The sequence below is a fragment of the Insolitispirillum peregrinum genome (genome assembly GCF_900156605.1).
GTDB lineage: Bacteria > Pseudomonadota > Alphaproteobacteria > Rhodospirillales > Rhodospirillaceae > Insolitispirillum > Insolitispirillum peregrinum.
Genome location: NZ_FTOA01000005.1, coordinates 279,703 through 291,810, shown reverse-complemented (window position 1 = coordinate 291,810; position 12,108 = coordinate 279,703). Strand labels below are relative to the sequence as shown.

The window sequence follows — 12,108 nt, the reverse complement described above, 5'->3', positions numbered from 1 at the left end:
GCTATCCATTCCATGAGTCAGCACCAAAAATCCCGGACAGGCCCGCAGTTCCTGTCCGGGATTTTCCTTACTACAGCCTCGCCGGAAGGAGAAGCCCCGGTAACCGTTGCTTATTCGTGGTAATAGCCAACGCCGACAATGCTGTCGCCGACCTTCTGGATCAGCGAGCGCTTGTGTTCCACCTTGTTGGTCGCCCGGTTCAGCCAGACGTAATCGACGCTGCCTTCCCCCTTGCCTTTAGCCAGAGCAACCATTTCCCGCACCAGCGCCTTGCCTTCGGCATCCTTCAGGTCGATTGCATCCATGCCAACCAAAGCGGGGTTCCCGCCCGAGGCCAGATAAATGCCTTTCATATCAAAGACAAAGACATACAGCTCGCCTTCGATGAACCCACCTTGACGGTCACTGAAAGCCTTAAAGGCCACATCCTGTCCATCAGCCTTGATTTTTGCCACCGCACGGGCCAGCAAGGCCTGAGCCTGTTCAGCGGTCGCCGTCCCGGCCTGAGCCTGCTGCCCCACCACCAGATGACCCGCCGGAGCCACGGTCACCCCCTGCATCACAGTCCCGCCGATGGTCAGCGCCAAGGCTGCGAGACCGAGCGAGCGCAGTTTCGTCTTCATGTTTTCAGCCCCTTTTCCAGCTATGCAACAAAGAGCAGCAGTGTCGAATATCCCTGCAAGACGCGCTGTAGGACTTTGGTTGCATGACCGGGGGCTTTATCTCGCCGGCCTGTCTGCCCCCAGCCCCAACAAGACAATTTGACGACAGACAACAAGCTCCCTAGGTTAACAGTAAACAGGAGCACCGTTCGCATGATCGACCCCTTTGGCCGCCGAGTAACCTATCTGCGCGTTTCCGTTACGGATCGCTGTGATTTGCGCTGCGTCTATTGCATGTCCGAGGACATGACCTTTCTGCCGAAAGCCGACCTGCTGTCGCTGGAAGAGCTGGCGCAGGTCTGTAGCGGCTTTATTGGTCTGGGAATCGAAAAAATCCGCATCACCGGCGGCGAGCCGCTGGTGCGCAAGAACGTCATGCACCTGATGGAGCGGCTGGGGTCATTGCTGGTGCCCGCCGGTCACAGCGGGCCGGGGTTGCGCGAACTGACCCTGACCACCAATGCCACCCAACTGGACCGCCATGCCAGCGCCCTGCGGGCCTGCGGCGTGCGCCGGATCAACGTGTCGCTCGACAGCCTGAACCCCGACCGTTTCCGCACCATCAGCCGCTGGGGCGATCTGGACAAGGTGCTGAAGGGGCTAAAGGCAGCCCGGCAGGCCGGATTACAGGTTAAAATCAACATGGTCGCCCTGCGCGGGGTCAATGATGACGAGTTGCTGCCGATGGTTGCCTGGTGCGGTGCCGAAGGCTTTGACCTGACACTGATCGAAACCATGCCGATGGGGGAGATCGACATCCATCGGGCTGATCAATACCTGTCGCTGGCCGAAGTCCGCCAGCGGATTGAACAGCGCTATACCCTGACCGACATCCCCGACCTGAACACCGGCGGCCCGGCCCGCTATGTCCGCTGCCATGAGACCGGGGGACGGATCGGCTTCATCACCCCGATGTCGCACAATTTCTGCGAAAGCTGTAACCGCATCCGTCTGACGTGTACCGGCCAGCTATACATGTGCCTTGGGCAGGATGATCATCTGGACCTGCGCGAGGTCGTCCGTCAAAATCCGGATGCGCCGCACGCCGTGCAGGATGCCATTCTGGGGGCCATCGCCCGCAAGCCGAAAGGGCATGATTTCGTCATTGACCGTTCGGTGTCGGCCCCGGCGGTGGTTCGCCACATGAGCGTAACCGGCGGCTGATACTGGCATGGTTTTTGCTGTACATCCCTGCAGAGCCCTGCCTCCCGAACGCAGCGGCCTGTGGACGGAGGAGCAGCATGAACCCCATCCTGCGCCAGCAACTGGCATCCATCAGCCTGCAGATCGCTGCCGGTCAGACTGATTTCACCTGCCTGTTTCGTGACATCAACGAGACGTACACCACGCTCGAACGCCAGCACAGCTCTGACGAACGCCTGATTGAGCAGCTGCGGGACGATCTGGCCCGCATCCAGAAAGACCGCCAGCACGCCGTCGAGGTGGAAACCAGCCTGCTGCTGGACACCATCGGCGATGCCGTTCTGTTGCTGACACCGGACGGAATGATCCAGCAGGTCAATCGGGCCGCCCTGCAAACCTTTGCCTGCAAGGCCGCCGAGCTGATCGGCAAATCAATCGACAGCCTGCTGGTTTCCTCGAAAGACCTCGATCCTCCCCAGCAGGACGACGATGGCGATGACCTGCCCGCTCCCCGCTCGACCTCCTCCGGGAACGAAATGAGGGCCCAGCGCCTGAATGGCGAGACCTTTCCGATCGAAATCAAGATCGGTGAAAAGCCCGGCGGCAGCGGCCAGGTCTATGTCGCCATCATCCGCGACATCACCCAGCGCAAACAGCATGAATACGCCCTGCGCGAAAGCGAAGGCCGGTTGCGCGATCTGGCCGGATCGGCCTCGGACTGGTTCTGGGAAACCGACCCCGAGCACCATTTCAGCTTTCTGTCCAAAAAGACCCGCGAGGTTCTGGCCGTAGACCCCGAAACGCTGATTGGCAAGGGTTGGTACAACACCGGCCTCAGCATCGACAGCAAACAGGGCCTGAAACTGGCCGCCGACCTGCACCAGCACAAACCGTTCCGTGATCTGGTTTACGAATTTTCCTTTGGTGACAGCCATCGGACCATCCGGATCAATGGCGTGCCCCATTTCGGCCCGCACGGGCAATTTCGCGGCTATCGCGGAACAGGGCGGGATATCACCCACGAAGCCGAAATCGAGCAGCGGGCCAACATGGTGGAACGCCAGTTTGCCGCCGCAATGGAGGTGATCACCGACGGCTTTGCCCTGTATGACAAGGACGACCGGCTGGTGATCTGCAATCGCCCGTACCGCGAGATGTTCAGGCAGGTGGCCGACACCCTGACCCCAGGCACCAGTTTTGAAATCATTTTACGGGCCGCTCACGCCAAGGGTATTTACACCGACGAGAATGGCACTCCGCAACCTGCATCCTTTATTGAACGGCGCCTGCACGATCATCGCCACCCCAGCGCCGAGGGCGTCATTCACCGCACTTCGGATGGACGCTGGATTCATAGCCGCGAGTTTCGCATGCCCGATGGCGGCACCGTCGGGCTGCGCAGTGACATTACCGCCCTGAAGGCCCGCGAATCACAACTTCAGGCCCTGCAACGCCAGACCGAACTGGTGCTGAATTCGGCGGGGGACGGCATTGTCGGCATCGGGCTGGATGGCCGGATTACCTTTGCCAACCCGGCCGCCCGCCAGATCCTGAAAGCCGGAGACGTGACGCTGGAAGGGTCATCGGCCTACGTCCTGTTCCCCGACACCGCAACCATGCCCCTGCAAAGCACGCTGAATGGCGAGCAAGGAGTTGCCAACCTGGCGCAAACCCTCAATTGCCTTGATGGCAGCAATTTTTCCAGTGAATGCATGATTGCCCCGATGCTGGACAACAACCGGGTGGCCGGGGCGGTGATGGTTTTCCGCGATATCACCTTGCGCAAGCTGTATGAAGAAGCCGTCACCACCCATCAGCGCCAGCTTGAACATCTGGTTGCCGAGCGCACCGAAAAACTGCGTGCCGAGATCAAGGAACGGGAACGCACCGAGCAGGCTTTGCGAGGCAGCGAAAACCGCCTGCGCAGCATTACCGACACGCTGGTCGAAGGCGTTCTGGTGATTGACTCCGAAGGTCGCATCCTGTTTGCCAACACATCGGCCCGCCAGCAAATTCTGGCCGATACCCATCTGTCATTATTCGATACCCATTTTCAGGATCTGTTGAGCGTGGTCGAAAACGACGCCCCCGTACCGTTTGAAGGCAGCCCCATTCAACAGGTTCTGCACGATCACCGGATCATCCGCAACGACGATGCCCTGTTTTCGACCACCGATGGCCGCACCCTGCAAGTCGGCTATGCCTGCGCCCCCCTGCCAGAAGGGGACAATGAGCATTATGGTGCCGTCCTGTCGTTCCGCAACATTCAGGCCCTGAAGCTGGCCCAGCAGGAAGCCTTGCAGGCCTCGCGTTTTGCCAGCGTTGGACAGCTGGCCGCCGGCATCGCGCACGAGATCAACACCCCGATCCAGTATATCGGTGACAACCTGCAATTCATCGCGGACTCCTTTAACGGGCTGCAACGCCTTCATGAAGGCCAGAACGGGCTGCTTCAGGCATTGTCAGAGTCTCCTGATGATTCTGAGCGCCTGCGTCAACTGGCCGCCACCGTGCAAAAGCAGGCAGACGAGATTGATCTGGAGTACCTCACCGAAGAAATCCCGACCGCCATTCAGCAATCGCTGGAAGGCGTGGTTCAGGTCACCCGGATCGTCAATTCCATGAAGGAATTCTCGCATCCCGGAACAACAACCAAAATCGCCACTGACATCAACAAGGCCTTGCAAAGCACGCTGGTGGTCAGCCGGAACGAATGGAAACATGTTGCCACCCTCAGCACAGACTATGCCAATGATCTGCCCAGCATTCTGTGCCATCCCGGCGAGATCAACCAGGCATTCCTGAATCTGGTGGTCAACGCCAGCCACGCCATCGAAGATTGCCACCTGCCCAGCGAAAACGGGCAACCATCCGGAAAGATCAGCATTTCCACCCGGTTACTGCGTGATGCCAATCAGCCAGATGAAGAATGGATTGAAATTCGTATTGCCGACAATGGTGGCGGCGTTCCCCCAGCCATCAGGGACAAGATATTTGACCCGTTTTTCACCACCAAAGATGTTGGCAAGGGAACCGGACAGGGACTGGCGATCAGCCGCGATGCCATCACCAACAAGCATCATGGCAAAATCTGCTTCGAAGACAACGAAGTCGGCGGCACCACTTTTATTGTCTGCCTGCCCGTCCATGACGAAGACATCAGCACGCCGACCGAACAGCCTTCAGATGCCACCGGGAGGGCCTGATCATGACCACACCTACCCCCCGCATCCTTTTCGTCGATGATGACCGCAACATCCTGCAAGGCCTGAAGCGCATGCTGTACAGCCAGCGGGATCAATGGGAAATGCACTTTGCCACCGGCAGCGCCGACGCGCTGGCGGCGATGGATCGGGCACGCTATGACATGGTGGTTTCCGACATGCGGATGCCGGATCTGGATGGTGCCGACCTGTTGTCACTGATTGAAAAACAGTCCCCCTCAACCATCCGCATCATTCTGTCGGGCTACGCCAAAGACAACAGTATCCTGCGCACCGTGGCCCCAGCCCATCAGTACATGGCCAAGCCCTGCGACCCCCGCAGCCTGATTGCCATCCTTGATCGGGCACTGGCCCTGCGGCGCAGCCTGCAGAACGAAGGATTGCGCCATCTGGTCACCTCGTTGCGCAACCTGCCAACACCCCCGACCATCTTTTCCGAGCTGATGCGGGCCATTGACTCGCCCACCGCTTCGGCTGCCACCGTGGCCGAGGTGATCGGGCGCGACGTCGCCATGACCGCTGCCCTGATGAAAATGACCAACTCGGCTTTTTTCTCCACCCACAGCGCCGTTGCCAGCCCCTTGCAGGCCGTCCGCCTGCTGGGACTGGAAACCGTGCGCGCCCTGTTGCTGTCTGCCGGGCTGTTCCGCCAGTTCAGCGGGTCATCGGCAACAGCGTCCCTGCTCGATACCATCAACCGTTTCAGCCTGCATCTGGGGATGATGGCCCACAGCATCGCGAAGGATCTGTCTCTGGACTCCCAGGCCTGCACCATGGCCTTTTCCGCTGGTATGTTGTCCCATATTGGAACCCTGTTGCTGGTCGATCAGATGCCACACCGCGTCCTTCAGGTGCAAGCCCACATCAAGGGCGGTCAAACCCTGGAACAGGCCGAACAAAACAATCTCGGTGCCTCTTATACCGAACTGGGAGCCTATCTGCTGGGCCTGTGGGGTTTTGACAAACCCATCCTCGAAGCCGTGATGTACCAGAACCACCCGGATCGCTGTCCGGCCCCGGCCATCAATATTCTGACCTGCCTGCATATTGCTGTCGGTCTTGCTCCTGAATTCCCCCTGTTTGCCCCGGCGCGGGCCGACCTGCCGCCCGAACCATATCTGAATGAAGCCTATCTCGACTCCCTCGCCCTTACGCCCCGCCTGGCAAAGTGGCGCCTTCGCAGCCAGCAGACATTTATGGAAGGTGTGGCATGAAAGGTAAAATTCTTCTCGTTGACGACGATGCCAACCTGCTGGCCTCCCTGAACCGCCAGCTCCGTCGCCATTATCCGGTTGATGTCGCCGAAGGTGGCCAGCAGGCCCTGTTCGCCATCCAGACCCACGGCCCCTATGCCGTCGTGGTCTGCGACATGCGCATGCCCGGCATGGACGGAGTGCAGGTTCTGCGCAAAATCCGCGACCTCAGTCCGAATACCATCCGCATCATGCTGACCGGCAATGCCGATCAGCAGACCGCCATGGATGCGGTCAACGAAGGGGCCATCTTCCGCTTTTTCAACAAACCGTGCAGCACGGAAACCTTGTGCAAGGGGCTGGACGCCGCACTGGAGCAATACCGCCTGCTGACCGCCGAAAAGGAACTGCTGGAAAAAACCCTCTCTGGCAGCATCAAGCTGTTGATGGATGTCCTCTCGCTTGTTGCCCCCGAAGCCTATGGGCAAGCCACCCGCATGCGAGACTGGGTCCATCGCCTGATCACCGAATGGAACCTGCCCTCCCGCTGGCAACTGGAACTGGCCACCATGCTGTCGGCCATCGGCCATGTCACCATTCCGACCGAAATCACCCAGAAAATGGCCGATGGAGTCATTTTATCGCCCATTGAGGAAGGCATCGTTGTTCACGCCCCCGAAGCCGCCCGCAAGCTGATTGGAAACATCCCCCGCCTGTCGGTGGTTGCCAATATCGTGGCCTTGCAAAATCGAGGCTATGACGGCAGCGGCTTTCCGGTTGACGCTCCGAAGGGAGATGCCCTGCCTCTCGATGCCCGCCTGCTGTACCTGATCAAGGATGTTGCCCGCGTCTGCGGAGAGAAAGAGCCAACCGCGGCCACCTTCAGGACTCTGGAGGCCCACAAGGAACGCTATGACCCGATCCTGTTCCGCAAGGTGCGCGACGCCATGTCACGCTGGAACAATACCCCTGAACTGAGCGACATCGAACGGGAAGAGGTGAAAATCAGTGGGCTGACCGCCGATCAGGTGCTGGCCGAAAACATGGAACTGGAAAACGGCCACATGATTCTGGCTGCCGGAGCCCGCCTGAATGTCGCCCTGATCGAACGCATCCACAATCTGGCCAAAATCCACCCGATCAAGCAGCCGATTGTCATCATTCAGCCGTGGGTCATGCGAGCGCATCAGGCTGGTGCCATTGCCGGGGTTACGCCTGCTGTGGCAGCAGGAACGGGAGTCTCCCCATCAGGCAATAATTGAACTTTTTATGATATCCCCCCCTTTCCCTTGCGCAGACGATCAAAAAAGACCATTAACGCCTCTATGGTTTGGTCTTTTCCGTCTGCCGATCATCAATGGCTGCAGATGGCGCTCTGTCGTGCTGTAGTCGATGGCACAGAAACGATCCGTTACAAAGGGGCCTTGCGGTTATGAGATCAGTGCGTTCCCTGTTCACCGTTGCCGCCGTACTCGGCCTGGCTGCGACTTCGGCAGCAGAGGCCGCACCCCGGCAGGAAATCCGCATCGTCGGCTCGTCAACGATGTTCAACATTACTTCCGAAGTGGCGGAACAATTCGGCATCCGAAAACAACATCCATCCCCGGTGGTGGAATCCACCGGGACCGGTGGCGGGTTCAAGCAGTTCTGTCAGGGAATTGGCGACAGCACCCCCGACATTGTGACCGCTTCGCGCCAGATGACTGACGCCGAAAAGGACCTGTGTGCCCACAATGACGTTGGCACCGTCCTGGAATTTCCGGTCGGACAGGGCGGTCTGGTGATCATCAATGCCCGTGAAAAGGGACCGTTGTTCAACCTCACCCGCGACCATCTGTGGAAAGCTCTGGCGGCCCGCCTGCCCGTGCAGGGAAAAATTCAGGCCAACCCCTATCACAGCTGGCACGAAATCGATCCGATCCTGCCGGACCTGCCGATTCTGGTCTATGGACCGCCGCCGACCTCGGGCACCCGGGATGCTCTGGTCGGGATGGTGATTGAACCCAGCTGCCTTGCCAACGACAGCATCCAGTCCATGCCCGAGGCAGACCGCCTCCCGCTGTGCATGAAGCTGCGCGAAGATGGCGCTTATGTTGATGCGGGCGAGAATGATGACACGCTGCTGCGCCGGACCTCGGCCAACCCCAAAGCCGTCGCCGTCATCGGTTTCCATGCGCTCGGCGATGATCCAACCCTGAAAGCCGCCCCGATCGAAGGTGTTCAGCCATCAGCCGTCAGCCTGATGAGCAACAGCTATCCGTTGATGCGCGACCTGTATGTCTATGTCAAGAAAGACCACCTGCCGCGCGTCCCCGGTCTGGCCGATTTCGTCCGCCTGTACCTGAGCGAAGACATGATCGGTCCCGGTGGGCGTTTGCAGGATGACGGGCTGGTTCCCTTGCCTGCCAAACAGCGGCAGGACAGCCAGAAAGCGGCTGAAAATCTGTAACCCTGTGCGGTAAGCCCTGTGTGGTAAACAAGGTATGGGGCCTTTCTGGCCCCGGACCTTTGAACGGGCGCCGTGTTGCGTGAAAACCGGCACATCGTTTTCACGCGGGTCCTTATTCCCCGGAACAATAATTCCGCCCGAAAATCTTCATGATCATTTCGATCAGCTCGGGCTTGACGTGCCGATTATCCTTCAGATACGGATCGGCAAAGACTTCCTTGACCAGCTCATAGGACGGGAAGTAGTAGACGTTCTCGATATTGCGCTGCATCAGTTCATCAAGGGCAACCCGCAAAATCGCCTTGGAAACCGAATTTGCCGTGATGCAGCTGACCGGGCGAAAGGTTGCCATCAGCGGGATCGGCGACAGGGTGAAAATCACATTGCAATCCGGTACGTGTTTCTTGACCAGCGCGCAGATTGCCAGCAGGTTTTCGCGGTTTTCCTCGACCGTCGTCAGGCGGAACCCATGGTGCTCCTCATCAAACATCGACGCCGGAATAGCCCGCCAAAAAGCCCGCCCTGATTGTTTGTCGTACCAGATTTCCGACAGCCCAAGCGTGATGATCAGGGTCGAGGTCTGCCGCAACAGGTCGGCGGTCGTCTGGCGGACGCTGTCATCCGGGGTGACAATTTCCTTGTGTTCCCCGAACCACAGTCCATCGACCAGGCTCTTGTTTTCAAAGGCCCATTCCAGTTGCTCGCGGATCGAAAAGGTGTTTACGATCCCATCCCCAAAGCGGATGATGTGCGATTGCAGGTTCAGCTTTTTGCCCAGAACGTTATAGCCCTCGCGCAGCAGCCAGTCGGAGATGTTCTGCGCAAAACAACTGCCAAACGCTGTTACCACCGACGTTTTGTCAATCAGTGGCGCAGGCGGCAACCAGCCCTTCAGGACATAGCGCTCGGCGGCGTCTTCCTCGGCAAAATTCATCCTGGTCGGGATGTAATTGATCGTTGATCCGCGATACCACGTTCCATGGAATCGCTGGTTATGGTCCCCCATTTTCACCACGATTTCCTGCAGAGGCGTTTCCTCTTGCAGGGTTTCCAGTGTGTCATCCATGTCATTGCACTCCCTTGGATAAACCACGGTCATGGTGCAGGCGTTTGGTTAAGAAATCAGCTCTGGTCGCGCTACAAAGGGAGACTTCGCCTCGGAAGAGAATTTATTTTCCGAACAGGGCTTGAGGATTATCCTCCCGGCCTCATATCAGGCGGAAGGATCAAAAACCTATCCTTGCATCCCCTCCCCCACCCCTGACAGTATGAGGTTCCTCGTGTCTCCGGCGTGCCCGCACATTCTTCGTATCGAGCACCACTCAGACCACGACCGCTACGGCAATCCCCGGCGCAGCGTCGTCGTGTGGTCGGCTGTTCCCATGGACCCTCATGCTCACGGCTATGATGCCGCCTCGGCGGCGGCTGTCCTGCAGGCTGCCCGCTGGCACAAGTCCTGCCACCCCGATGCCGAGGTTCGCATCGAGAGTGCCTGCCATCACACTCCGCTCTGACCGCCCCCGCGACAAACAAAACGGGGGCTTTCGCCCCCGCTGTCTTCGCACCGTAATCTGCCGCAGGCTTACAGCTGCTTGAAGAAGTCGTTGCCCTTGTCATCAACGATGATGAAGGCCGGGAAGTCTTCGACCTCGATCTTCCACACCGCTTCCATGCCCAGTTCGGGGTATTCCAGCACTTCGACCTTCTTGATCGCGTTCTGGGCCAGAATGGCCGCCGCGCCACCAATAGAGCCGAGGTAGAAACCACCGTGCTTTTTGCAGGCCTCGGTCACCCCCTGACTGCGGTTGCCCTTGGCCACCATCACCATCGAACCGCCATGGGCCTGGAACAGGTCAACGTAGGCATCCATGCGGCCCGCAGTGGTCGGGCCGAACGAGCCGGACGGCATGCCTTCCGGGGTCTTGGCCGGACCGGCGTAATAGACCGGGTGGTTCTTGAAGTAGTCAGGCAGACCGGCACCGGAGTCCAGACGCTCCTTCAGCTTGGCGTGGGCGATGTCGCGGGCGACGATCATCGTTCCGCTCAGGCTGACACGGGTCTTGATCGGATACTGGGCCAGCGTCTTGCGGATATCGTCCATCGGCTGGTTCAGGTCAATCTTGACCACCTGTTCCGACATGCGGTCGGTGCGGACTTCCGGCATGTATTTGGCCGGATCGCGTTCCAGCGCCTCGAGGAACACACCGTCTTTGGTGATCTTGCCCCACATCTGGCGGTCAGCCGAGCACGACACGCCAATCCCCACCGGGCAGGATGCCCCGTGGCGCGGCAGACGGATCACCCGCACGTCATGGCAGAAGTACTTGCCGCCGAACTGCGCGCCGATGCCCAGCGTGCGGGTCAGTTCCAGCACCTTCTGTTCCATTTCGATGTCGCGCACGGCATGGCCCTGATTGCCACCGGTGGTCGGCAGGCCGTCGAGGTAGCGGGCCGAGGCCAGCTTGACGGTCTTCAGGTTGGTTTCCGCCGAGGTGCCACCAATGACAATCGCCAGATGGTACGGCGGGCACGCCGAGGTGCCGATGTAGGGCAGCTTTTCCAGCAGGAACTTTTCCAGGCTGGCCGGGTTCAGCAGCGCCTTGGTTTCCTGATACAGGAAGGTCTTGTTGGCCGAGCCACCGCCCTTGGCCATGAACATGAACTTGTAGTACATGCCTTCGGTGGCATAGAGGTCAATCTGGGCCGGCAGGTTGTTGCCGGTGTTGACTTCGTCGAACATGTTGAGCGGGCTCATCTGCGAATAGCGCAGGTTGAGGCGGCTGTAGGCATCGACCACGCCCTGGCTCAGGTAATGGGCGTCGTTGGCGCCGGTCCACACCTGCTGGCCTTTTTTGCCCATGATGATCGCGGTGCCGGTGTCCTGACACATCGGCAGAATGCCGCCCGCCGAAATGTTGGCGTTCTTCAGCATTTCCAGCGCCACAAAGCGATCGTTGGGCGAGGCTTCCGGGTCATCAATGATGGCGCGCACCTGGGCCAGATGGCTGGGACGCAGCAGGTGAGACACATCGTGGAAGGCTTCATCGGTCAGACGGGTGAGGGCCTCGGGGGCCACCACCAGCATGTCCTTGCCGTTAAAGCTCTCGACACGGACGTAATCGCCCTCGAGCTTGCGGTATTCGGTCTTGTCCTCACTCAGAGGGAACATTTCAGCAAAGGCGGCGTCGATCATTCCAACCATCCCTGGCAATCCGGTGGCGCACCAGCGGGCCTCGCCCACGCCCCCTGCCCGCCCTTTCCTGACCAGCGGCACAGGGTGGGAGACAACCCGCCCGTTTGGGCAGAGGGTATAAAAGGAATCCCTGCAAAGGTCCAGTGTTGTTGCGCAAAACCAGCCCCACTTTTGTGTTCACTGGCCTATGCACGTCGGCCTATGCACGCTGACGGCAATCCACTATTCTGCCCCTTCCCATCAC

The 12,108-nt window shown here is 59.3% G+C and carries 9 protein-coding genes; 6 read left to right on the top strand and 3 right to left on the bottom strand.

The annotated features are described in order from the left end of the window. Positions 1–110: 110 nt before the first annotated feature. Entirely contained in the window at positions 111–623 is a 513-nt protein-coding gene (locus tag BW995_RS14715; protein ID WP_076401159.1) for a cache domain-containing protein, read from the bottom strand. A gap of 192 nt (positions 624–815) precedes the next feature. Between BW995_RS14715 and moaA the strand changes: the two genes are divergently transcribed. From moaA to BW995_RS14690, 5 genes are all read left to right on the top strand, one after another. Then, entirely contained in the window at positions 816–1,826 is a 1,011-nt protein-coding gene (gene moaA, locus BW995_RS14710) for a GTP 3',8-cyclase MoaA (protein ID WP_076401158.1), read from the top strand. A gap of 77 nt (positions 1,827–1,903) precedes the next feature. Then, positions 1,904–5,011, top strand: a complete 3,108-nt coding sequence (locus BW995_RS14705) for a PAS domain S-box protein (RefSeq protein WP_076401157.1) — start codon at positions 1,904–1,906, stop codon at positions 5,009–5,011. 2 nt (positions 5,012–5,013) lie between these two features. Further along, positions 5,014–6,243 carry an HDOD domain-containing protein gene (locus BW995_RS14700; protein ID WP_076401156.1) on the top strand — a complete coding sequence of 410 codons (1,230 nt, stop codon included), beginning with the start codon at positions 5,014–5,016 and terminating at the stop codon, positions 6,241–6,243. Next, entirely contained in the window at positions 6,240–7,484 is a 1,245-nt protein-coding gene (locus tag BW995_RS14695; protein ID WP_076401155.1) for an HD domain-containing phosphohydrolase, read from the top strand. The genes BW995_RS14700 and BW995_RS14695 overlap by 4 nt, the downstream gene beginning before the upstream one ends. 170 nt (positions 7,485–7,654) lie before the next feature. Further along, complete coding sequence (locus tag BW995_RS14690; RefSeq protein ID WP_076401154.1) at positions 7,655–8,671, top strand: substrate-binding domain-containing protein; 1,017 nt, start codon at positions 7,655–7,657, stop codon at positions 8,669–8,671. A gap of 112 nt (positions 8,672–8,783) precedes the next feature. Here the strand turns inward: BW995_RS14690 and BW995_RS14685 are convergent, their stop codons facing one another. Further along, positions 8,784–9,737, bottom strand: coding sequence for a GSCFA domain-containing protein (locus tag BW995_RS14685; protein WP_076401153.1), 954 nt, complete (start codon positions 9,735–9,737; stop codon positions 8,784–8,786). A 316-nt stretch (positions 9,738–10,053) separates the two neighbouring features. On the opposite strand from BW995_RS14685, the gene BW995_RS21250 reads away from it, so the two are divergent. Further along, the gene (locus tag BW995_RS21250) at positions 10,054–10,185 is read left to right on the top strand and encodes a hypothetical protein (RefSeq protein ID WP_281251139.1); all 132 of its coding nucleotides are present in this window, start codon (positions 10,054–10,056) and stop codon (positions 10,183–10,185) included. 68 nt (positions 10,186–10,253) lie between these two features. On the opposite strand, the gene BW995_RS14680 is transcribed toward BW995_RS21250, so the two are convergent. Further along, the gene (locus BW995_RS14680; RefSeq protein ID WP_076401152.1) at positions 10,254–11,864 is read right to left on the bottom strand and encodes a fumarate hydratase; all 1,611 of its coding nucleotides are present in this window, start codon (positions 11,862–11,864) and stop codon (positions 10,254–10,256) included. Between the last annotated feature and the right edge of the window lie 244 nt (positions 11,865–12,108).